We start from the raw sequence: 20779 nt of genomic DNA, 5'->3' as shown, positions 1-20779 counted from the left end.
CATCCTCCCCGTCCTAAAGGACGGGGATTCCTGGCTCACGTGGGCTGGGGACCAGCGGTCCACCAGCGCTTACACGATCGGCACCAGCCGGGTCGAGACCTGCCCGGACCAGCATCACGCGAGCGGAGTTCTTGTCCCTGGGCAAGACGACTCCGCACACGGTGCAGGTGTAGGTACGTTCCGAAAGAGGAAGTGCGTGCTTGGTTCTCGCTCCGCACGACGCGCAGTCCATGCTGGTGTGCGCGGGATGCACCAGGCGGACGTCCCGCCCGTGCTTGCGGCCCAGCTCGATCAGGGCCGTCTTCGTGGCGCCGATCGCGGCGTCCGCCGCCTTGCGCGCCATGGTGGTCTTCGCGAGGAACTTCGGCCGGAAGTCCTCGACCGCGATGACGTCGTGGTCGCGCACAACGCGCTTGGCCCACTTGCGGGCAGTGTCCTGCCGCTGCCGCGCCACCTTCTTGTGCAGCTTGGCCGTCTGGTGCCTGGCCTTGCGGTAGCCCCTGGACCCAGTCTGCCCACGAGCAGGCTTACGGCGAGCCATCATCCGCTGATACCGCGCGAGACGATGTGCGGCGGTCTTCCCGTGCTGGGCGTGCGGCAGGTCGTAGGCGTCGCTGGTCGTGGTCGCGGTCTTAACGACGCCCCAGTCCACGCCGATCACGGCGCCGGTGGCGGGCAGCGGCTGCACCTCGACGGCGACCACGAACGAGGCGTACCAGTGACCGAGGCTGTCCCGGTACACACGTACCGACGTGGGCTGGCTGGGCAGGTCGCGGGACCACACCACCGTCACAACGATGCCACCGGCCAGGTGCAGGCGTCCGTCCTTGAGCCTAAAACCCCGCCTGGTGTAGTTCAGCGACGGGGCGGCCTCGCGCTTGCGCTTGATCCGGGGCATCCCGGCCCGCTGCCGCATCGGCAGCCGCGCCGTAATGTCCTTCAACGCCTTGGCACGGGACTTGGCGAAGTCCCGGACGACCTGTTGCTGCGGCACCGAGCTGCCGTCCCGCAGCCACGCCATCGACCGCCTCGCCTCGGTCAGCATCCTGTCCAGCTGCGCAGGACCGCACGCGACCTTCTGCCCGGCGGTCCTGTTCAGGCCATGGACCTTGCGGGACACCGCCACACACTCATTCCACACCCACCGGCAACGCGCCCACTCCGCCTCCAGACCGGCACCCGCCGACGACGGCACACGCAACCGAAAGGCGAACCGGGCATGCCCCGACCCCTGCCCGGCCACCACTGTCGATGTCACGCCCCGGAACCTAACAGCCCCCACTGACAACGAAGGAGAGTGCAGGTCAGAACGGATACGCCGAGAGCTCCGCCGCTTCGCGGCTCCGGCCCAAGGACCCATTCCTCCCCCGCCTGAAGGCCAAGGCATCCTGGGAGGAATCGGGTGAACTCCCCTCGGCGGAACGGAACTCCCCTCCGCCGGAACGCGGCCGGGACCGCCTTTACGACCCCTTGACCTCGTGGAGACGAATACTGTACACAGTATTCGTCCGGGGCTGAGAACCCAGGGCCGGCGTACTCGTCGAGGTGATCTCGCCGCACGCCGGCGAGGTCACCGTGGCAACCTCTGTATCAAGGGCCGATACGGCTTCCAGCACGTACAGAACCGGGACTGATCGACATGGGACGGGTCACCGAACGGCGTCGGGTACTGAGGATCAGGGACGGAGCGGTCGACCACCGGGCGGACACCCTGGTCGCGGAGGAGCCGCTGGAGATCCGGCTCAACGGCAAGCCACTGGCGATCACCATGCGCACCCCCGGGGACGACTTCGCCCTCGCGGCCGGCTTCCTGGTCAGCGAGGGGGTGCTCGGGAGCGCGGACGAACTGGCGAACATCGTGTACTGCGCGGGCGCGACCGTCGACGGGTCCAACACCTACAACGTCGTCGACGTACGCCTCGCCCCCGGCGTCCCCGTCCCCGACATCACGCTGGAGCGCAACGTCTACACGACGTCCTCCTGCGGCCTGTGCGGGAAGGCCAGCCTCGACGCCGTACGGACCACGGCCCGCTGGGCCATCGCCGACGCCTCGCCGCTGCGGCTCGAACCCGCCCTGCTGTCCGCGCTCCCCGACCGGCTGCGCGCCGCGCAGCGGGTCTTCGACCGGACCGGCGGACTCCACGCGGCCGCGCTCTTCACGTCCGAGGGCGAACTGCTCGACGTCCGCGAGGACGTGGGCCGCCACAACGCCGTGGACAAGCTCGTGGGCCGCGCCCTCCAGCAGGACCTGCTGCCGCTGGCCGGGAAGATCCTGATGGTCTCGGGGCGGGCCTCGTTCGAACTCGCCCAGAAGGCCGTGATGGCCGGCATCCCGGTGCTCGCCGCCGTCTCGGCCCCGTCCTCCCTCGCCGTCGACCTCGCCGCCGAGTCCGGCCTCACGCTCGTCGGCTTCCTGCGGGGCACCTCCATGAACGTGTACGCGGGCGAAGAGCGGATCGCCCTGCCCGCGCCGACGGCCGGGCGGGTCTGACCCGTCCCAGCACGCGTACACGCGTGCGGGACCGGCCGGCGAGGTGCGCCCCCTGCGCCGGCCGGTCCCGCCGTATCCGGAGACCCTCGGACCCGCAAACCCGAGGACCCGCCGGCCCGAGGTAGACAGTGTCCACCTCGAGGTGGACACTGTCCACCATGACCACCGCTCCCCGCGCGCGCCTGCTCGACGCCGCCCTCGCCGTCCTGGACGACGACGGCGTCGAGGGGCTGACCCTGCGGGCCATCGCACGGCGCGCCAACGTGTCGCACGGGGCGCCGCTGAAGCACTTCCCGCACCGGGCGGCGCTGCTGTCGGCCGTGGCCACCGTGGGGTTCAGGGAACTCAACGTGCGCGCCGAAGCGGCCGTACGGGCGTGCCCCGAGGGGGCGCCGGCGGCCGCACGGCTGCGGGCCGGGGCCCGCGGCTACGTGGCGTACGCGCTGGGACGGCCGGCGATGTTCACCCTGATGTTCCGGCACGACCTGCTGGACCCCCGGGACAAGGAACTGGGCCGGGCCGGCATGTCGGCCTTCGACGACCACCTCCTCGTGCTCGTGCGCGCCGCGCAGGCGGAGGGCTGGCGGCCCGGCGCGGACACCCGGGCGCTCACCGGCGCCGTGTGGTCCGGGCTGCACGGTGTGGCGCAGCTGTGGCTGTGGGGCTCGCTGGCCCTGGGCACCGGCGCCGCGTCCATCGACGAAGCGCTCGACGCGCTGTTCACCTCGTTCGACCTCAAGGAACACTGACGATGCATGAGAAGCACGGATTCGACCGCGAGACGGCCGTCACGGCACGTCCGGGCGAGCCCTCGGTCTACGACGCCGAACTCCACGAGGGGTGGCGGATCGGCATGGGCGTCAACGGCGGGCTGCTGCTCGCCCTCGCCGGCCGGGCGCTCGCCGAGGAGCTGGGCGGCGACGGGCAGGGACACCGGGATCCGTTCTCGATCAGTGCCTACTACCTGTCGACGTCGCGCCCGGGCCCGGTGACCGCCCGCACGCAGACCCTGCGCCGCGGCCGCACCGTCTCGACCGGCATGGTGTCCCTGGAGCAGGAGGGCGAGGAGCGGCTGCGTGCGGTCGCGACCTACGGCGACCTGAGCGGCCACGACCACGCGGGCGACGTGCGCACCTCCGCCACTCCTCCGCGGATGCCGCCGCCGGAGAAGTGCGTGGGGACCGACGTGGCGCCGCCGGAGTTCCTGAAGATATCCCCGATGCTGGAGCGCATCGAGCTGCGGCTGGACCCGGACACGGCAGGCTGGGCGGTCGGCGCCCCGTCGGGCCGCGGCATGGTGCAGGGCTGGCTGCGGATGCCCGACGGCCGTGAGCCCGACCCGCTGATGCTGCTGCTCGCCGTGGACAGCCTGCCGCCGGTCAGCTTCGACCTGGGCATCCCGGGCTGGGCCCCCACGCTGGAGCTGACCGCCCACGTCCGGGCCAGGCCCGAGCCGGGGTGGCTGCGGCTGAAGCACTCCACCCGGAACTTCGCTGACGGCTACATGGAGGAGGACGCCGAGGTCTGGGACTCGGCGGGCCGGCTCGTGGCCCAGTCCCGGCAGCTGGCGCGGGTACGGCTGCCCGAGGGCGCCGCGTAGCGGCCGCGCGCCGCGGGCCGTGCGTTCCGGGGGCGGCCGTGCCGCCCCCGGGGGCGCGCCGTCAGTGCAACTGCGCCTGCCAGTCCTCGGGGACCTTGCCCGCGGGCCCCGGGGAGGGCTGCCCCTCCGGGCGCGAGTTCGGCGGGGTCAGTGCGGGACCGTCGTAGTACTGCTCGGTCTCGACGTTCCAGTACCAGTCCTCACCGGGCTCGTAGCTGGTGATGAACGGGTGGCCCTCCTCCTGCGCGTGCCGCGTGGCGTGCTGGGAGGGCGAGGAGTCGCAGCAGCCGATGTGCCCGCACTGCGCGCAGCGGCGCAGGTGGAGCCACCAGCCCGGTCCCTGACCGGCACCGCAGTCGGCGCAGCCGGCGCCGCTCGGCTCGGACGTGGGGTCGATGCCGGGGATCGTGACGTCGTCCGCCATGGTGGACCCGCCTCCTTAACCGCGATCACGTTCTCCTGGCATGCTAACCGCCCTCACGCGCCGCCACCGGGCGAAGCGGGACGGCCCCCAGGCCGCTTCGTGGCGCGCCCCGGCACGATGCGGGGATGCCGGACGAAGGCCCGCAGGCGCCTCGCGTAGCCGGATCGGCGCAGCCACCACGGCAGCCGGTGCAGCGGCACGTACGCGAGGATGTCGTCGTGCGCCTCGGTCCCGGGCGGCAGGCCGCGCAGCAGTTCCAGGCACCGGTCGTCGACGGTGCCGTGCAGACGGGCGACGTGGGCAAGGGCCACGACGCCCTGCCGGCGCAGTTCCCCGTACGGCGCCTCCAGCGCCCGGGCGACGCGCGGCAGGATCGCGGCGGCGTCAGGGTGGTTGAGCGCCAGCCCGATGACCGCCACGCCCACCAGCGGCTCCCCGCGCTCGAAGGCCGCGTCCACCTCCTCGGGCCGGTCGGTCCCGAGCAGCGGAGCGGAGTCCGCCCAGTTCATGCCCCGCCCGGCCGCCGCCCGCCCGACGAGGAACTCCCTCCGCCCGGCGGCGTCCGGTTCCCCGCGCCGTGCCCCCTCCAGGTACGCCCAGACCCGCCCGGCCTCCGGGCCCGCGTCGGCGGCGACCCTCCGCCACACCTGCGGCTCCGCCTCCATCAGGGCGGCGAACCTCCCGCCGAGCTCCCCCAGGTCGCACCGGCGCAGGAACGCCAGCCGTCGCGCGTCGGTGTCCGTGACGCGGCCGGTGGCGTAGCCGACGGCCAGTTCGCCGGGTTCCAGCGCGACCGCGAAGCGGACGAACTCGGCCGGTATGGGGGCGGGGTCAGCGGTCACGAGCGCCGAGGCTAGTCCGTGGGGCGCAGTGCCGGCATGCCGTTTTCGTCTGCCTCCGGCGACCGCCCGGCGCGACGGGCGCGGAGTGGGGCCGCGCCGGGTGCGTCCCGGCAGCGTCAGTGACCGTCCGTCAGAACGCTGTCCAGGGCATGCGCCAGGCGGTCGAGCCACTCCGCGGCCGTGCCGGTGACGTGGGGGTGGGCGGCGCGGAAGGCGTCCCAGTCGACGGAGTGCGGGGCGACCTCGGTGAGGCGAGGTGCGGAGGCCGGGTGGCCGGGCTCGCGGCTCATCACCCGGCGCAGCAGGCGTGGGGAGAGGGCGGTGCCGGGCGCCTCTGCGAGGAGGACCGCGTCGTAGAGGTCCTTGCCCTGGGCGCGGCCCTCGGCGGCGGCGTCGGCCTGCAGCCACAGCAGCTTCCAGGCGAGGGAGAGTTCACGGCTCGCGGTGAGTACCGCGGCCGGGGGCCCGCCGTCGCCGCGCGGCACGGCGGTCAGGACGGGCGGCTCGGGGAGTCGTTCGTCGCGGGCGAAGTCCAGGCGCACCTCGCCCGGGGGCAGTCCGTCCGCGTGCCAGGGGACGACCAGGCGCACGCCGGGCGTGTCGTACTCCGCGTAGGTCCAACTGCCGTCGTCGCGGGCGCCCTCCGGGTCGAGGCGTACGCCGGGGGCGGCGTCGGGGTGGGCGCGGACCAGTTCCAGCAGTTCGCCGGGCGGGCCGTCGGGGCCGTCGGAGCCGTCCGGTTCCGGGCCGACGATCCAGTGCAGGCCCTCGGGCGGGACGTGGGCCCGCTGCCCGCCGGTGCCGAACTCCTCGTCCGTCCAGATCTCGGGACGGACGGCGCCGTCGGCGGCCTCCGGCCACTGCTGCACGGTGGCCCGCTCGTCGACGTACGGGTGGGGGTGGAGCGGGTCGATCGGCACCGCCAGGGAGGGCGGGACGATCCAGTCGAGGTCGGCCGGCTCGCGGGCGGCGGCCCCGACCCAGGCGGGCAGCACCATGCTGCCGCGCAGCACGAGGTACTCGCCCAGCGGGGACCGCGCGACCAGGGCCAGCAGGTGGTCCAGGACGGCCCGCCGGGCGGCGGCCGCCGGGTCCCGCTCCGCGGGGGCGGTCACCGGGCCTGCGCCTCGTCGATCCAGCCGTCGTCGAGGGCGGGACGGTCGTCGTGCACGACGAACTCCTCCTCGACCTCCACCGCCGTGAGGCCGGCCTGCGTGAGGTCCGCGAGGAGGCGGTCGAGCCGCTGCCGCGCCTCGGGGCGCCCGACGTCGCGGCAGCGCTGGGTGACGAAGCGTTCGTGGCCGCGGTCGCCGAGGTCACGGCGGGCGTTGCGGGAGACGTGGGCGGCGTGCCGCCCGGCGATCGCCCGGACCTCGTCCAGGCGGGCGGGGTCGGTGATGACGAGCTTGACGTGGTGCTCGAAGTAGCAGCCGGGCGGCAGGGCACGGGCCTGCCCGCCGGTGTGCGGGACGCCGGCGTTCCAGGGCGCGGCCTCGATCTTCACGCGGGCGACGCCGATCCCCTCGGCGCGCAGCCGTCCGGTCCACCGGGCGGCGGCGGCGCGCTGCGCGGGCAGGGCGCCGCGGCCGCGCAGCGTCAGCATGGGCTGGTCGGGGGTGGCGCCCCGGTCGAGCACGATGCGGGTGTACTTGAGGCCGTTGCGCTCCGCCCAGTGGCGTATCCGCTCCTCGTCCCCGGGCCGCGGTGCCGGCACCGTGAAGTGGGTCTCGAAGTCTCCGGTGAAGTCCATCGCCGGGGTCCCGGCTACCACGTCGGCCGGACCGGGCCGCCGGGGGCGAGCCGCCCCAGGTCCGCGCACAGGGCGCGCAGCCGGTCCTCGCCGAGCACGTCGGCCCAGGGGCGTACGGCGTCGGCGGCGGCCTGGTCGGCGGCGCGGGTGCAGGCCCGGCCGCGGTCGGTGAGCACGACGAGCCGGGCCCGGGCGTCGTCCGGGTGGGGGCGGCGTTCGGCGTAGCCCTTGGCCTCGAGTTCGTCCACGAGTTGCCCGGCCGCCTGACGGGTCACCCCGAGGTGCGCGGCGAGTTCGGTGACGGTCGCGCCGCCGGCCGCCATCCGGGCGAAGGCGAAGCCGTGGGCGGGGCGCAGGTCGTCGAAGCCGCGGGCGACGACGCCGTCGTGGATGGCTGCGGTGAGGGCGCCGGCGGCGGCGAGCAGGTTGACGCCCAGGGCCATGGCCAGGGCCTCTTCGTCCTTCATGCGGCCACCTTGACACAGTACGCAAGCAGCTTGAGCATATGGGCAAGCAACTTGCTCAAATTGCTTGCCCATCGGGGAACAGGAGCCCGTATGCCCGTCGTCCGTTCCGCCGACGCCGTCGTCCACGACCTGCACGGCGTCCGCTTCGTCTCGTACGCCCGCACCGCCACCGGCAGCACCGAACTGTGCGCGTGGCGCGGCGAGGTACCGGCCGGGACCGCCGGTCCCGGGCACACCATCAGCCGCGAGGAGGTCTTCCTCGTCCTGTCCGGCAGCCCGCGCCTGACCATCGACGGCGAGGCGTACGACCTGTCCCCCGGCGACGTCGCCACGGCGCCCGCCGGCTCCCGCCTGGCCCTGGAGAACCCGGGCCAGGGCCCCGCCTCCGTCTGGGTGACCACCGGCGTCGGTCTGGAGGCGGTGCTCGCCGACGGGTCGCGGATCAGCCCGCCCTGGGCCCGCTGAACCCGCCGGGCGCCCCGCGGGTCAGCGCGTCACTGCAGGTGGGCGGTGTCGTTCCAGAGGGTGATCGCGGGGTCGCCGTACTCCCAGCCGAGGACCGACAGCGAGGCCGGGGCCAGGCTCAGCACCATGCCGCGCATCGGGTCGAGCCGCAGCCAGCGGGCAGCCAGGGTGCGCAGGAAGTGGCCGTGGGCGAAGACGACCGCGTCGCTGTCCTCCTCCTTGGCCCAGGCCACCACCTCGTCCGCGCGGTTGGCGACCTGCCACGAGGTCTCGCCGCCGACGACGCCGTCGCGCCAGATCACCCAGCCGGGGCGTTCCTCCCGGATCTCCGGCGACGTACGGCCCTCGTACTCGCCGTAGTCCCACTCCCGCAGCGCGTCCCAGGTCCGCGCCCGGTCGCCGAACCCGGCGAGTTCGCAGGTGTCGCGGGCCCTCTGGAGGGGGCTGGTGCGGACCCGGGCGCCGGGGAAGTCGTGCCAGGGGGCGCGGGCCAGGCGCTTGCCCAGCAGGCGCGCGGCCTCCCGGCCCTCCTCGGTGAGCGGGATGTCGGTCCTGCCGGTGTGCTGGCCGCTCTTGGACCACTCGGTCTGGCCGTGCCGCACGAGCACGAGGCGCGGAGCCATCAGGGGGCCACCTCCTTGTCGACGGCCTCGGTGTCGCCGCCGGCCACGCACCCGGCCGCGCACCCGGCCTCGCGGTCCGGGGCGAGGACGCCGATAGGCTGGATGAACATCGCCACTGTTGCCTGTGAGGTCACGTGGACAGTGTCCCTCCCGACCGGTGGGACGCACAAAACGGTGCCCGCGCCGCCCGGTGGGGCCCACCCGCGGGCCGGTCCGGCCGGCGCCACGACTCCCGGCAGGAGAAGAGGTCATGAACGCATCCGCCCCTCCGGCGCCGGAGCCGCTCGACGTGCGCTGGATCCACGGGTCGGCATCGGCCAAGCACAACACCGATCCCGACATCCAGGTGTTCGAGTACGACGAACGCACCTTCGTCCTGCGGCAGAACAAGGCGGTCCACTACGAGGCGCCGTTCCTCTTCCTGCTCTTCGGGGACGACCGCGCGGTGCTCCTGGACACCGGGGCCACGCCGGAGGAGGAGTTCTTCCCGCTGCGGGAGGTCGTGGACGAGCTGTTCGAACTGCGGCCGCCCGCCCTGCAGCGTCCCGGCTACGAGCTGCTCGTGCTGCACACCCACGCCCACGGCGACCACGTCGCCGGCGACGCGCAGTTCGCCGGCCGCCCGGACACGGTCGTCGTGCCGGCGGACCGCGACGGCGCCTGGGACTTCCTCGGCTTCACCCAGGACCCCGACCGCGTGGCGCCCCTGGACCTCGGCGGGCGGGTCCTGGAGTGCCTCGCCACGCCCGGCCACCACGCCTCGGCCGTCACCTACTACGACCCGGCGACCGGTTTCCTGCTCACCGGCGACACGGTCTACCCGGGCCGGCTGTACGTCGAGGACTGGGCCGCCTTCCGGCGCACCCTCGACCGGCTGGTCGCCTTCGCCGGGGAGCGCCCGGTCACCCACGTGCTGGGCTGCCACATCGAGATGACCCGCGAGCCGGGCGTGGACTACCCCGTCCGCACCACCCACCAGCCCGACGAGCCGCCGCTGGAGATGACCGTGGACCAGCTCCGCGAGGTCCGGCGGGCCGTCGAGGAGATCGGCGACCGGCCGGGACGCCATCCCTACCCGGACTTCGTCATCTGCCGCGGGGACTGAGGGTTTTCGAACGTACGGCAGACTGTCCGGGTGTTCGCACTCGCCGTCGTGTCGACCGTCCTCCTGCTGCTGGAAGTCGTCCCCTCCGCGGTCGCCCAGCTGATCCGTGCGCGGCCCGGCCTGGAACGGCTCGACGAGCTGACCCGGCTGGGTGTCCTGGAGGGGCGGCGCCTGTGGGTGGTCACCCTGCTCGGCACGCTGCACACGCTCGGCGCCGTCGCGCTCCTGGTGGGGCTGTGGCACCCTCCCGTCGGCGTCGCCGGAGCCGCGCTGGAGGCGGGGATCTTCGCCTGGGTTCTGCTGTGCCAGCTGCGCTCCGGTGACCGGGGGCGTGCCCTGGCCGCGTACGCGCTGTTCCTGGCGATGGCGGGGGCGGTCCTGGTGGTCGACGCCCTGCGCTGAGCGGGCACACCGCCGCAGCGCTGCGCGGCGGACCGGGCTCACCTCCGGCCGGCCACGACCTCCCGCGGCCGTGCGGCGGCCGCCGGTGCGGCGGCGGGGGCGGCCGCCTCCACCTGCCGGGCCCACCGCTTGGCGAGGACCGCGCACACCATCAACTGCATCTGGTGGAAGAGCATCAGCGGCAGCACCATCAGCCCGGCCTGGGCCCCGAACAGCACGGAGGCCATGGGCAGTCCGGCCGCCAGGCTCTTCTTCGACCCGGCGAAGACGATGGTCACCCGGTCCGCGCGGGGGAAGCCGAGCCTGCGCGAGCCGTACGAGGTGACGCCGAGCATCGCGGCCAGCAGCAGGGCCTCGGCCAGCAGCAGCCCGAGCAGGCGCAGGGGCGTGACCTGGTGCCAGATGCCGCGCACCACGCCCTCGCTGAACGCGGCGTAGACGACCAGCAGGATCGACCCCCGGTCGACCAGGCCGAGCACCTTCTTGTGGCGGGTGACGAAGCCGCCGATCCAGCGGCGCAGCAGCTGACCCGCCACGAAGGGCACCAGCAGCTGCAGCACGATGCCGAGCACCGCGTCCGCCCTGAAGCCCGCGCCGCTCCCCCCGAGCAGCAGCGCGGCCAGCAGCGGGGTGAGGACGAGCCCGGCGAGGCTGGAGAAGGAGCCGGCGCAGATGGCGGCGGCCACGTTGCCGCGGGCGACGGAGGTGAAGGCGATCGAGGACTGGATGGTCGAGGGCACCAGGCACAGGAAGAGCAGGCCGGTGTGCAGCTCGGGCGTCAGCAGGTACGGCACGAGTCCGCCCGAGGCCAGGCCGAGCAGCGGGAAGACGACGAAGGTGGCGGCCAGGACGGTGCCGTGCAGGCGCCAGTGACGCAGTCCGTCCATCGCCTCACGGGTGGACAGGCGCACGCCGTAGAGGAAGAAGAGCAGCCCCACCGCTCCGGTGGACGCCCCGCCCGCGAGGTGGGCGCCGGCGCCTGAAGCGGGCAGCAGCGCCGCGAGGAGCACCGTGCCGAGGAGCGCCGCGATGTACGGGTCCACGGGGAGCCAGGACGGGTAACGCAGGCGGCGCATGGGCTTCCTCATTGGTGCTGGACGGGGCCCTCTCCAGAGTGCCCGGTGACCGGGAGATCGTAAATGACTTTGACCGCACTCACTGTCATCACGTATCGCGATGAGCGGCGGTAGGCTGGCACCGTGTTCGATCCGGTGCAGCTGCGGACCTTCGTCGCCGTCGTCCAGACGCTGAGCTTCACGCAGGCCGGCCGCAGGCTCGGCCTGCGCCAGTCGACGGTGAGCCAGCACGTGCGCAAGCTGGAGGAGGCCGCCGGCCGGCGGTTCTTCACCCGCGACACGCACAGCGTGGAACTGACCGAGGACGGCGAGGCCATGCTCGGCTTCGCCCGGACGATCCTGGAGGCCAACGAACGCGCCGCGGGCTGGTTCGCGGGCACCCGCCTGCGCGGCCGGCTGCGCCTGGGCGCCTCGGAGGACTTCGTCCTGACCCGGCTGCCCGAGATCCTGGAGCGCTTCCGGCGCGACCACCCCGAGGTGGACCTGGAGCTGACGGTGGAGCTGTCGGCCACCTTGCACCGGCAGCTGGCCGCCGGCCGGCTGGACGTGATGCTGGGCAAGCGCGCGGCCGGGGACAGCCACGGTCAACTGGTGTGGAGCGACCGGCTGGTGTGGATCGCCGCCGAGCGGTACCGCCCCGAGGCCCAGCGGCCCGTCCCGTTGATCCTCTACCCGGCCCCCGCGATCACCCGGGCGCGGGCGCTGGAGGTCATGGAGCGGCACGGCCGTGCGTGGCGCATCGCGTGCACCAGCGGCTCGCTGAGCGGTCTGGTCGCCGCGGCGCGGGCGGGGCTCGGGGTGATGGCGCACGCCGAGGGGCTGATCCCGCCCGGTCTGGTGCGGGTCCCGGCCCGCGCGGGGCTGCCCGAGCTCGGCGGCGTCGACTTCGTGCTGCTGCACGGCCGGCGGCGGCCCGCGGCGCAGGAGGCGGCGGACGCGCTCGCGGCGGCGATCCTCAGCGGATCCCTTCGGTCGTGATCTGCTTGACCAGGCGCAGCGACGGCACGGTCTCCACGTGCCGGACCCCGTCCAGGGCGCCGACGCACTCGCTCAGGTAGCGGTAGAGCTGCGGCGTGCTGCTGCAGATGACCACGGCGACGAGGTTGGACGATCCGGTGGTCGCCGCGACGTAGGCGGTCTCGGGGTGCGCGGCCAGCGCCCGCCCGACGGCGGACAGGGCGGAGGGGGCGGCCGTGATCCAGAAGATGGCGCGGGTGTCGTGGCCGATCCACGCCGTGTCGAGCTGCACGTCGGTGTAGAGCACGCCCGAGCCGCGCAGCTGCTCCAGCCGTCGCTTGGCCGCCGACTCCGACAGGCCGGTGGCGCGGTGCAGTTCGGGGTAGGAGGCGCGGCCGTCCCTGGCCAGGACGGCCAGCAGCGCCTCGTCGGTGGCGTCGAGGACGACCGTGCCGGACGGTGGCTCGGGCGGGGGCGGCTGCAGCGCGGCGACCTCCGCGTCGGAGAGCGCGCCGCGCTTGGCGAACCAGCCCAGGGCGCCGCCGTAAAAGGTGTGCAGGATGCTGTGGGCGCCGATCTCGACGATGCTCGGGGTGCGCGGCAGACGCCCGAGGAGCAGCGCGTCGTGCTCGTCGTGACTGCGCGGGCGCGTCACGCACATCACCTCCGTGCCGCCCGACATCAGCGAGATCCAGGCGGTGTCGTCGCGCCGCGCCAGGGCCTTGGCCAGGGACTCGGCGGCCTCGGGGGTGCTGCGCAGCCGCAGCGCCCAGCGGGTGCGTCCGAGCAGTTCCTGCTCGGGGAGCCCGAGCACGCGCATCCCGAAGTCGCCGCGGAGCCTGCGGTAGCGGCGGGCCACGGTCTGGTCGGAGACGCCGAGGACGTCGGCGATCCGGCTGAAGGGGGCGCGCCCGTCGAGCTGCAGGGCGTGCAGCAGCCGCATGTCCAGCTCGTCGAGCGTGTGGGAATCCATCGCCCTCTCCTTCATCGTGTCGGATTCCAGCGAGATGCCGCCTGTGGCTGGAGGAAGACCGGGTGTTCTCGCGATGGTACGGAGGACCCACCCCGGAATGGAAGAACGGAACGGAGAAGGACATGCGCAAGTGGGGACCGCTGGTGGCGGTCTGCCTGGGCACCTTCATGCTGCTCATCGACGTGACGATCGTGATCGTCGCGCTGCCCGACATCGCGGACGCCCTGGACGCCTCGCTGTCCGACCTCCAGTGGATGATCGACATCTACGCGCTGGCACTGGCCGCCCTGCTGCTGGGAGCCGGCTCCGCGGCCGACGTGATCGGGCGGCGCCGGATGTACGTCGCGGGGACGGCCCTGTTCGCGGCGGCCTCCCTCGCCTGCGGACTCGCACCCGGAGCGGGGGTCCTGGTGGCGATGCGCGCGGTGCAGGGGGTCGGCGCGACGGCGATGTTCGCCACGACGCTCTCCCTGCTCGGCGCGGCCTACCAGGGCCGCGACCGCTCGGTGGCGCTGGGCGTGTGGGGCGCGGTCAGCGGCGCGGCGGCGGCACTCGGGCCGGTGCTGGGCGGCCTGCTGACCCAGGCGCTGGACTGGCGCTGGATCTTCTACGTCAACCTGCCGGTGAGCGTCGTGGCGATCGCCCTGACGCTGCGGGTGGTGAAGGAGTCCCGGGGGCAGGGCGGGGCCCGCATCGACTGGCCGGGCACGGCGTCCTTCACCGCCTTCGCCGGGCTGCTCACCTTCGCCGTGATCCGGGCGGACGAGGCCGGCTGGGCCTCGGCCCGTACGGCGTGGACGCTCGGCGGCGCGGTGGCGGCGCTGGTGGTGTTCGTGGTGGTCGAGCGGCGCGCCGCGCAGCCGATGCTGGACCTGGCGCTGTTCCGCAACCCCTCCTTCACCGCGATCATGGTCGGTGCGCTGGCGCTCAGCGCGACGGCCTTCGGCTTCCTGCCGTACACCTCGCTGTGGCTGCAGACGCTGCTCGGCCTGAGCCCGGTCCGCGGCGGCCTGGTGCTGATACCCCTGGCGCTGGCGGCGTTCGCGGCCTCGGCGGTGGGCGGCCGGTTCCTGCACGGGGCGCCGTACCGGCTGGTGATCGGCGGCGGGATGGTGCTCATCGGGGCCGGCGCACTGGCCCAGGCGGTGCTGGACGCCGGTTCCGGCTGGGCCGCGCTGACCACGGGCCTGGTGGTGGCGGGCCTCGGCGTCGGGCTGGTCAATCCGGCGATCGCGGGCGCCGCGCTGGCCTCCGTGCCGCCGCGCCGGGCCGGCATGGCGGGCGGTGCGGTCAACACCTTCCGGCAGCTGGGGTACGCGCTCGGCGTCGCCGTGTTCGGCACCCTGCTCTCCACGCGGATGGAGCACTCGCTGAGCGACGCCGGGGCCCCCGCCCCGCACGCGACGGCCCGCGCGCTCGCGGGCGGCGGCGCGCGGGAGCTGCTGGCCCGGGTCCCCGCCGGCCGGCGCGCGGCGGCCGACCACGCGCTGCACGCCGCCTTCGCCTCGGGCCTGAACGCGGCGGCCCTGGCGGCCGGCGTCGCCGGCCTGCTGGCGGGTGCGGTCGTGCTCGTCCTGGTACGCGAGCGGCCGGGCAAGCCGGCGCCCGCCGCGGCACCCGAGCCTGTGGGGGCTGTAGAGCGGCCGTGATCCCCGCGAGGGGATTTGGTGGAGAGTCCGGGCGGACCTCGGTCCGCCCGGAAACCGTCCTCCGGCGCCATGTTCCTTGCGGTAACAGGGAATCGGCTCGTCGCAAAGGTGTGAGGGAGCCCACGCGGGCCTTCACAGCCGATTGTCACGCCCCTCCCCTCCGCACGTGGTATCGGGTACGTTCTGTGACCGCCGAGGCGGTCGAGGAGCGACGTTGCGCGAGTTCACCATTCCCCCACTGGTGACGGCACCCCAAGTCGGAGGTCTGGCGGACGCCGTGTTCGCCAATGCCGACGAGGAGCCGGACCGGATCGTGCTGAGCCGCCGCGCCGGAGCGGACGGCACGGACTGGGAGCACGTCACGGCCGCCCGCTTCCGCGACGAGGTCCTGGCGGTGGCCAGGGGCCTGCTGGCCCAGGGGATCCGCTTCGGCGACCGGGTCGGCCTGATGTCCCGCACCCGCTACGAGTGGACCGTGCTGGACTTCGCGCTGTGGGCGATCGGCGCCCAGCCCGTCCCGATCTACCCCACCTCGTCCTCGGACCAGGTCCGCTGGATGCTGCACGACTCCGAGGCGGTCGCCTGCGTCGTCGAGCACGAGGACCACGCGATGACGATCGGCGCGGTCATCGACGAACTCCCCCACCTGACCCGGCTGTGGCAGCTGGACTCCGACGCGCTGTCCGAACTGGCCCGGCACGGCCTGTCCGTCGACGACGACCTGGTCCACCAGTACCGCGAGGCGGTCACCCCCGACGCCACCGCGACGATCATCTACACCTCGGGCACCACCGGCCGCCCCAAGGGATGCGTGATCACCCACGGCAACTTCATGGCCGAGAGCGACAACGTCGTCGCCCGGTACGAGCCCGTCTTCCACAGCAAGCGCGGCGACGAGGCGTCCACCCTGCTCTTCCTGCCGCTCGCCCACGTCTTCGGGCGCATGGTGGAGGTCGCGGCCGTCCGCGCGAAGGTCCGGCTGGGGCACCAGCCCAACCTGGCCGCGGCCGAGCTGCTGCCCGCAATGGCCTCGTTCCAGCCGACCTTCGTACTCGCCGTCCCGTACGTCTTCGAGAAGGTCTTCCAGGGCGCCCGCCGCAAGGCCGAGGCGGGGGGCAAGCTCGGGCCCTTCGAGAAGGCGGTGGAAGTGGCGGTGCGGCACGCCGAGGCCATGGAGGCCCGGGCCTTCGGCACCGGCCCCGGCCCCAGCACCTCGCTGCGGATGCAGCACCAGCTGTACGAGAAGCTGGTCTACGGCAAGGTGCGCGCCGCCCTCGGCGGCAAGGTCCGGCACGCCTTCTCCGGCGGCTCGGCGATGGACCGGCAGCTGGGGCTCTTCTTCGACGGCGCGGGCGTGCGGATCTTCGAGGGGTACGGCCTCACCGAGACCACGGCCGCCGCGGTCGCCAACCCGCCCGAGCAGACACGTTTCGGCACCGTGGGCCTGCCCATCCCGGGCACCACGGTGCACATCGCGGACGACGGCGAGATCTGGGTGTACGGCGGCCAGGTCTTCAGCGAGTACCTCAACAACCCCAAGGCCACCGCGGAGGTCCTGCACGACGGCTGGCTCGCCACCGGCGACCTCGGCGCGCTCGACGAGGACGGCTACCTCACGATCACCGGGCGGAAGAAGGAGATCCTGGTGACCAGCGGCGGCAAGTCCGTCTCGCCGGTGGTCCTGGAGGACCGCGTGCGGTCCCACCCGCTGGTCTCGCAGTGCGTCGTGGTCGGCAACGACCGGCCCTTCATCGGGGCACTGATCACCCTCGACCCCGAGGGCGTCGGGCACTGGCTGACGATGCGGGCCAAGCCGCAGCTGCCGATCGCCAAGCTGATCCACGACGCCGACCTGGAGACGGAGATCCGGCGCGCGGTCGTCGCCGCCAACACGCTCGTCTCCCAGGCCGAGTCGATCCGTACCTTCCGCATCCTGGCCGGGCAGTTCTCCGAGGAGGGCGGGCTGCTCACGCCCTCGCTCAAGCTGAAGAGAAGGGCGATAGAGAAGGCGTACACCCGCGAGATCGAGGCCCTCTACCACGCCTGAGGCCGGCTCCGGGGGTGCCGGGGATGCCGGGGAATGCCGGGGAATGCCGCCGCCGCGGAGATCGTTGGAATGTGGATCAATGTTGAGTCCTCCTCCGACGACGTAAGGACGACCTGCTCGTGAGCAAGGTTCCCGACATCACCCTGAACAACGGCGTCACCATGCCTCAGCTCGGTTTCGGCGTCTGGCAGGTCCCGGACGACGAAGCCGCCACCGCGGTCGCCACGGCCCTGGAGGCCGGCTACCGCAGCATCGACACCGCCGCGCTCTACCGCAACGAACGCGGCACCGGCCGCGCCATCGCCGCCTCGGGCATCCCGCGCGAGGAACTGTTCGTCACCACCAAGCTGTGGAACACCGACCAGGGCCACGACAACGCCCTGCGCGCCTTCGACGCCTCCCTGGACAAGCTCGGCCTGGACCACGTGGACCTCTACCTGATCCACTGGCCCACCCCCGCCCGCGGCCTGTACGGGGAGACCTGGCGCGCCCTGGAGAAGATCCACGCCGACGGCCGCGCGAGGGCGATCGGCGTGTCGAACTTCCCGGTCGCCCAGCTGCAGCACCTGCTCGACGAGGGCGGCGTCGTACCCGCACTCAACCAGATCGAGCTGCACCCCAACCTCCCCCAGAGCGAGCTGCGGGCCTTCCACGCGGGCCACGGCATCGCCACCGAGGCCTGGTCGCCGCTCGGCCAGGGCCGCGGCCTCCTCGACGAGCCCGCGCTCGCCGCCCTCGCCGCCAAGCACGGCAGGACCCCGGCCCAGGTCGTCCTGCGCTGGCACCTCCAGCTCGGCAACGTCGTGATCCCCAAGTCCGTGACCCCGTCGCGGATCCGGGAGAACATCGACGTCTTCGGCTTCGAGCTCGACGGCGAGGACCTGGCCGCGATCGACGCCCTCGACAACGGCGGGCGCCTCGGCCCGGACCCGACGTCGTTCAACTGACGCACGCGCACGCGCCGCGGGGCGGCGGCGGGCCGGCCGGGCCTGCCGCCGCCCGGAGCGGTCAGACGTCGCCGGCGACGACCGGGTAGTGGTCCGAGTAGTCGTCGAAGGTGTAGGTGGTGCCCCAGCTGGTGACCGACCACAGCGGCGAGTGCTCGTCGACCACGCGGTTGTTCCAGCGGGCGGGGCGGGCGTGGCCGTTGCGCAGGAGCGCGTGGTCCAGACGCTGCGCGGGGTCGTCGGGGTAGCGGTCGTACGCGACGGAGTTGGTGGCGGGGTCGAAGCTGGCGGCCGGACCGGGGTCGGCGTCGGGCGCCGCGACCTCCAGGTCGGCGAGCATGCCGGCGTACTCGGCACCGCCGGCGTCGGTGTTGAGGTCGCCCGCGATGACGACCGGCTCGGCGGCCGGGATCGCCCGGGCGTCGAGGAAGGCGTCGATCTCCCGGTTCTGGGCGGAGCGGACGCCCGCGGCCTCGCCGCTGCCGCAGGCGGAGTCGTCGGCCTGGGTGTGCGTGCCGACGACGTGGACCCGGGTGCCGTTCACGTCGAGGACGACGTACACGAAGCCCTTGTTGGAGAACCAGTCCGCGCCGCACGCGTCGCCGTACACGTGCTGGACCTTCTCCAGGATCGGCCACTTGCTGAGGATCGTCACACCACCGTCCTCGGGCGTGAGGGAGCTGTAGGCGCCCTCGGTGCGGTCCCAGCCGCTCTTGGACCGGCCCAGCACCGGGGTCTGGTAGGGGTAGCGGCTCCTGAGGTTCGCCTGCAGCCGGTCGGAGGCCCCGTTGTCGAACGCCTCCTGGAAGACCAGGACGTCGGCGCCCTGGACGTAACCGGAGGCGGCGACGAGGTCGGCGCGCTGCAGCTGGCCCCAGTTGGGGTAGAGGGTGCGCGGCAGCATCATCACGTTGCTGGTTACCAGCCGCAGTGGGTGCGCGGCGGCGGTGGCCGTGGGGGCCGCGGCGGCGGTTCCGGTGCCGGCGGCGCCGGCGGACGAGGCGATGAGCAGGACGAAGGCGCAAGCGGCGGCGGCTCTGCCGTGTCTCACGGGCTCTCCTGGAGTCGGGTGGAGCTCGGTCGCGGAAACAGCGTGAGACTAGGGGCAGTTGGTTACCACTGGGTAGATGGCGGGCGGCTAGCCTACGGACGTGCTGGACTACGAGGAGCAGGCCGCGATCTACGACGCCACCCGCGGCGGCGTCCCCCGGGCCGAGGCCGCGGCCGCCGCCGTGCTCGGGCTGATACCGCGGACGGCCCGGACGGTGCTCGACATCGGCTGCGGCACCGGGCTGGTCACGGCCCGCTACACCGGCCGCCCCGGGCTGCGCGTGCTCGGCGCCGACGCCGCCCTGGCCATGGCCCGGCTCGCCGCCCGCCGGGTGGGGCCGGGGATCGTCCAGGCCGACGTACGCCGGCTGCCGTTCGCGACCGCCTCACTGGACGCGGTGACGGCCGTGTGGCTGCTCCATCTGCTGCCGGACGCGCCCGCGGTGATCGCCAAGTGCGCGCGGGTGCTGCGCCCCGGCGGGGTGCTCGTCACCACCGTCGACAAGGACGCCGGGCACGACGTGGGCAGCGACGTCGACGCCCTCCTCGCGCCGTTCCGCACTCGGGAGGCGTACGACGCGAAGGAACGGGTGGTGCGGCAGGCCGCCGCGAACGGCCTGCGCCCGGCGGGCGGGGCGCGCTTCCCCGGCCACGGCCAGGGCCGCACCCCGCGCGACCTGGCCGCCCGCATCGCGGCGGGCGACTTCGCCTCCGCCCTCACCCTGCGCGAGGGCGACACGCGGGCCCTCGCCGGCCGTCTGGCCGCGCTGCCCGGGCAGGACACCGCCCGCCCCGACCCGGTCTACCAGCTGCTCGCCCTCGTCAAGGACTCCCCCGCGGCGGCGGCTCGTTGAGCGGTCCGGTCAGCCGGCCGGCCGCGGCTGCGGGCCCGCGCCTGGGTTACGGTCGGGGGATGACGACGACCACGGCGGGGGTGGGGACGCTGCTGCGCGGCTGGCGCGAGCGGCGCCGGATCAGCCAGCTGGAACTCGCCTTGCGCGCGGACAGCTCGGCCCGGCACATCAGCTTCGTCGAGACCGGCCGCTCCCGCCCCAGCCAGGCCATGGTCCTGCGGCTCGCCGAGCACCTCGACGTACCCGTCAGGGAACGCAACGCCCTGCTCATCGCCGCCGGTTACGCGCCCGCGTACCCGCAGACCCCCCTGCGCGACCCCGCGATGCACCCGCTGCGCGAGAGCCTCGACCGTCTCCTGGCGGCCTACGACCCCTACCCGGCCCTGGTCCTGGACGGCATGTACGACGTCGTCGCCGCCAACCAGGCCGTGGGCGCCCTGCTCGAAGGCGTCGCCCCGCACCTGCTGCAGCCGCCGCTCAACGCCATGCGCGTCACCCTCCACCCCGAGGGCATGGCCCCGCGCATCCGCAACCTCCGCCAGTGGCGCGGGCACCTGCTGGAGCGGATCGAGCGTCAGATCACGATGAGCGGCCACGAGCCGCTGCGCGCCCTGTACGAGGAACTGACGGCCTACCCCGCCCCGCCCGGCGGTGCGGTGGACCCTTCCACCCCCGGCGACACCGAGGTCTTCCCCTTCGCCCTGCCGATGCGGATCGAGCACGGCGGCCGGGTGCTGTCCTTCATCTCCACGGCCACCACCTTCAACACCCCCATGGACGTCACTGTCTCCGAGCTGGCGATCGAGACCTTCCTCCCCGCCGACCCGGAGACCGCCGCCGCCCTTCCGTCCCTCACGCCGCCGGCAGCCGGTCCAGGAAGCCGCTGACCGAGCAGATCCGGCCGTCCTCCGCGAGCGTGATCACGTCGGACCCGGCGATCGGCGCCGTCCCGGGCTCCGCCCCCGCGGGCCCCAGCTCCCAGGCGAAGCGCGCCACGTCGTGGTGCCCGTCGACCTCCCCCACGGCCGTGAACACGAACCCGGGGAACCGCTCCCCC

Annotated in this window: 22 protein-coding genes and 2 pseudogenes; 13 read left to right on the top strand and 11 right to left on the bottom strand. The window is 73.8% G+C overall.

Features of this window, described 5'->3' with window-relative positions; all coding sequences use genetic code 11:
- Window positions 1-13: 13 nt before the first annotated feature.
- Entirely contained in the window at window positions 14-1258 is a 1245-nt protein-coding gene (locus tag PV350_RS26720; RefSeq protein ID WP_500336507.1) for an RNA-guided endonuclease InsQ/TnpB family protein, read from the bottom strand.
- 278 nt (window positions 1259-1536) lie between these two features.
- Between PV350_RS26720 and PV350_RS26715 the strand changes: the two are divergent.
- The 4 genes and pseudogenes from PV350_RS26715 to PV350_RS26700 all read left to right on the top strand — a co-directional run.
- Window positions 1537-1634: pseudogene (locus PV350_RS26715) on the top strand (2Fe-2S iron-sulfur cluster-binding protein); the annotation flags it as partial.
- A gap of 5 nt (window positions 1635-1639) precedes the next feature.
- On the top strand, window positions 1640-2491 hold the full coding sequence (gene fdhD / locus PV350_RS26710; protein WP_499514914.1) for a formate dehydrogenase accessory sulfurtransferase FdhD: 852 nt from the start codon (window positions 1640-1642) through the stop codon (window positions 2489-2491).
- 158 nt (window positions 2492-2649) lie between these two features.
- Window positions 2650-3240: a TetR/AcrR family transcriptional regulator gene (locus tag PV350_RS26705; RefSeq protein ID WP_499514913.1), complete on the top strand. Its 591-nt coding sequence runs from the start codon at window positions 2650-2652 to the stop codon at window positions 3238-3240.
- Between the two features lie 2 nt (window positions 3241-3242).
- Window positions 3243-4091, top strand: coding sequence for a thioesterase family protein (locus PV350_RS26700; RefSeq protein WP_499514912.1), 849 nt, complete (start codon window positions 3243-3245; stop codon window positions 4089-4091).
- Between the two features lie 61 nt (window positions 4092-4152).
- On the opposite strand, the gene PV350_RS26695 is transcribed toward PV350_RS26700, so the two are convergent.
- From PV350_RS26695 to PV350_RS26675, 5 genes are all read right to left on the bottom strand, one after another.
- Complete coding sequence (locus PV350_RS26695; protein WP_499514911.1) at window positions 4153-4515, bottom strand: ubiquitin carboxyl-terminal hydrolase family protein; 363 nt, start codon at window positions 4513-4515, stop codon at window positions 4153-4155.
- 53 nt (window positions 4516-4568) lie between these two features.
- Window positions 4569-5357, bottom strand: coding sequence for a hypothetical protein (locus PV350_RS26690; protein WP_500336505.1), 789 nt, complete (start codon window positions 5355-5357; stop codon window positions 4569-4571).
- 116 nt (window positions 5358-5473) lie between these two features.
- The gene (locus PV350_RS26685) at window positions 5474-6472 is read right to left on the bottom strand and encodes a nucleotidyl transferase AbiEii/AbiGii toxin family protein (protein ID WP_499514909.1); all 999 of its coding nucleotides are present in this window, start codon (window positions 6470-6472) and stop codon (window positions 5474-5476) included.
- Complete coding sequence (locus tag PV350_RS26680) at window positions 6469-7107, bottom strand: hypothetical protein (RefSeq protein ID WP_499514908.1); 639 nt, start codon at window positions 7105-7107, stop codon at window positions 6469-6471. The genes PV350_RS26685 and PV350_RS26680 overlap by 4 nt, the downstream gene beginning before the upstream one ends.
- A gap of 14 nt (window positions 7108-7121) precedes the next feature.
- Complete coding sequence (locus PV350_RS26675; protein WP_499514907.1) at window positions 7122-7574, bottom strand: MarR family winged helix-turn-helix transcriptional regulator; 453 nt, start codon at window positions 7572-7574, stop codon at window positions 7122-7124.
- A gap of 90 nt (window positions 7575-7664) precedes the next feature.
- Between PV350_RS26675 and PV350_RS26670 the strand changes: the two genes are divergently transcribed.
- A complete protein-coding gene (locus PV350_RS26670; protein WP_499514906.1) occupies window positions 7665-8039 on the top strand; it encodes a cupin domain-containing protein in 375 nt (124 codons plus the stop codon).
- A gap of 29 nt (window positions 8040-8068) precedes the next feature.
- Here the strand turns inward: PV350_RS26670 and PV350_RS26665 are convergent, their stop codons facing one another.
- Entirely contained in the window at window positions 8069-8662 is a 594-nt protein-coding gene (locus tag PV350_RS26665; protein WP_499514905.1) for a histidine phosphatase family protein, read from the bottom strand.
- Window positions 8663-8912: 250 nt separating this feature from the next.
- On the opposite strand from PV350_RS26665, the gene PV350_RS26660 reads away from it, so the two are divergent.
- On the top strand, window positions 8913-9767 hold the full coding sequence (locus tag PV350_RS26660; RefSeq protein ID WP_499514903.1) for an MBL fold metallo-hydrolase: 855 nt from the start codon (window positions 8913-8915) through the stop codon (window positions 9765-9767).
- A gap of 30 nt (window positions 9768-9797) precedes the next feature.
- On the top strand, window positions 9798-10169 hold the full coding sequence (locus PV350_RS26655) for a DoxX family protein (protein ID WP_499514902.1): 372 nt from the start codon (window positions 9798-9800) through the stop codon (window positions 10167-10169).
- A gap of 38 nt (window positions 10170-10207) precedes the next feature.
- On the opposite strand, the gene PV350_RS26650 is transcribed toward PV350_RS26655, so the two are convergent.
- Window positions 10208-11245: a bile acid:sodium symporter family protein gene (locus PV350_RS26650; RefSeq protein WP_500336501.1), complete on the bottom strand. Its 1038-nt coding sequence runs from the start codon at window positions 11243-11245 to the stop codon at window positions 10208-10210.
- 123 nt (window positions 11246-11368) lie between these two features.
- On the opposite strand from PV350_RS26650, the gene PV350_RS26645 reads away from it, so the two are divergent.
- A complete protein-coding gene (locus PV350_RS26645; RefSeq protein WP_500336499.1) occupies window positions 11369-12223 on the top strand; it encodes a LysR substrate-binding domain-containing protein in 855 nt (284 codons plus the stop codon).
- On the opposite strand, the gene PV350_RS26640 is transcribed toward PV350_RS26645, so the two are convergent.
- Entirely contained in the window at window positions 12201-13175 is a 975-nt protein-coding gene (locus PV350_RS26640) for an Lrp/AsnC family transcriptional regulator (protein ID WP_500336497.1), read from the bottom strand. The two genes, PV350_RS26645 and PV350_RS26640, sit on opposite strands and share 23 nt — an antisense overlap.
- Before the next feature lie 122 nt (window positions 13176-13297).
- Between PV350_RS26640 and PV350_RS26635 the strand changes: the two genes are divergently transcribed.
- The 3 genes from PV350_RS26635 (at window position 13298) to PV350_RS26625 (ending at window position 17818) form a co-directional block, all read left to right on the top strand.
- Window positions 13298-14824, top strand: a complete 1527-nt coding sequence (locus PV350_RS26635) for an MFS transporter (RefSeq protein WP_500336495.1) — start codon at window positions 13298-13300, stop codon at window positions 14822-14824.
- Between the two features lie 214 nt (window positions 14825-15038).
- Window positions 15039-16871 carry an AMP-dependent synthetase/ligase gene (locus PV350_RS26630; protein WP_500336493.1) on the top strand — a complete coding sequence of 611 codons (1833 nt, stop codon included), beginning with the start codon at window positions 15039-15041 and terminating at the stop codon, window positions 16869-16871.
- 119 nt (window positions 16872-16990) lie between these two features.
- Window positions 16991-17818, top strand: a complete 828-nt coding sequence (locus tag PV350_RS26625; protein ID WP_500336491.1) for an aldo/keto reductase — start codon at window positions 16991-16993, stop codon at window positions 17816-17818.
- A 61-nt stretch (window positions 17819-17879) separates the two neighbouring features.
- Here PV350_RS26625 and sph read toward each other — a convergent pair whose 3' ends face one another.
- Window positions 17880-18869 carry a sphingomyelin phosphodiesterase gene (gene sph, locus PV350_RS26620; protein WP_500336489.1) on the bottom strand — a complete coding sequence of 330 codons (990 nt, stop codon included), beginning with the start codon at window positions 18867-18869 and terminating at the stop codon, window positions 17880-17882.
- A 100-nt stretch (window positions 18870-18969) separates the two neighbouring features.
- On the opposite strand from sph, the gene PV350_RS26615 reads away from it, so the two are divergent.
- Entirely contained in the window at window positions 18970-19722 is a 753-nt protein-coding gene (locus PV350_RS26615) for a class I SAM-dependent methyltransferase (RefSeq protein WP_500336487.1), read from the top strand.
- A gap of 59 nt (window positions 19723-19781) precedes the next feature.
- On the top strand, window positions 19782-20609 hold the full coding sequence (locus tag PV350_RS26610; protein WP_500336486.1) for a helix-turn-helix domain-containing protein: 828 nt from the start codon (window positions 19782-19784) through the stop codon (window positions 20607-20609).
- On the opposite strand, the pseudogene PV350_RS26605 reads toward PV350_RS26610, so the two are convergent.
- Window positions 20575-20779 (bottom strand): annotated as a pseudogene (locus PV350_RS26605) (nuclear transport factor 2 family protein); the annotation flags it as partial. The gene PV350_RS26610 and the pseudogene PV350_RS26605 sit on opposite strands and share 35 nt — an antisense overlap.

Origin of the sequence: Streptomyces sp. PA03-6a, assembly GCF_033792765.1 — a bacterium.
Taxonomy (GTDB): Bacteria; Actinomycetota; Actinomycetes; order Streptomycetales; family Streptomycetaceae; genus Actinacidiphila.
This window is presented reverse-complemented; position numbering and strand designations above follow the sequence as displayed.

Excerpts from the sequence above, each read along its gene's own strand:
- PV350_RS26700 (WP_499514912.1), top strand. The coding sequence starts at position 3,243 with ATGCATGAGAAGCACGGATTCGACCGCGAGACGGCCGTCACGGCACGT.
- PV350_RS26680 (WP_499514908.1), bottom strand. The coding sequence starts at position 7,107 with ATGGACTTCACCGGAGACTTCGAGACCCACTTCACGGTGCCGGCACCG.
- PV350_RS26610 (WP_500336486.1), top strand. The coding sequence starts at position 19,782 with ATGACGACGACCACGGCGGGGGTGGGGACGCTGCTGCGCGGCTGGCGC.
- PV350_RS26650 (WP_500336501.1), bottom strand. The coding sequence starts at position 11,245 with ATGCGCCGCCTGCGTTACCCGTCCTGGCTCCCCGTGGACCCGTACATC.
- PV350_RS26705 (WP_499514913.1), top strand. The coding sequence starts at position 2,650 with ATGACCACCGCTCCCCGCGCGCGCCTGCTCGACGCCGCCCTCGCCGTC.
- PV350_RS26635 (WP_500336495.1), top strand. The coding sequence starts at position 13,298 with ATGCGCAAGTGGGGACCGCTGGTGGCGGTCTGCCTGGGCACCTTCATG.
- PV350_RS26665 (WP_499514905.1), bottom strand. The coding sequence starts at position 8,662 with ATGGCTCCGCGCCTCGTGCTCGTGCGGCACGGCCAGACCGAGTGGTCC.
- fdhD (WP_499514914.1), top strand. The coding sequence starts at position 1,640 with ATGGGACGGGTCACCGAACGGCGTCGGGTACTGAGGATCAGGGACGGA.
- PV350_RS26695 (WP_499514911.1), bottom strand. The coding sequence starts at position 4,515 with ATGGCGGACGACGTCACGATCCCCGGCATCGACCCCACGTCCGAGCCG.
- PV350_RS26670 (WP_499514906.1), top strand. The coding sequence starts at position 7,665 with ATGCCCGTCGTCCGTTCCGCCGACGCCGTCGTCCACGACCTGCACGGC.
- PV350_RS26675 (WP_499514907.1), bottom strand. The coding sequence starts at position 7,574 with ATGAAGGACGAAGAGGCCCTGGCCATGGCCCTGGGCGTCAACCTGCTC.
- PV350_RS26660 (WP_499514903.1), top strand. The coding sequence starts at position 8,913 with ATGAACGCATCCGCCCCTCCGGCGCCGGAGCCGCTCGACGTGCGCTGG.
- PV350_RS26640 (WP_500336497.1), bottom strand. The coding sequence starts at position 13,175 with ATGGATTCCCACACGCTCGACGAGCTGGACATGCGGCTGCTGCACGCC.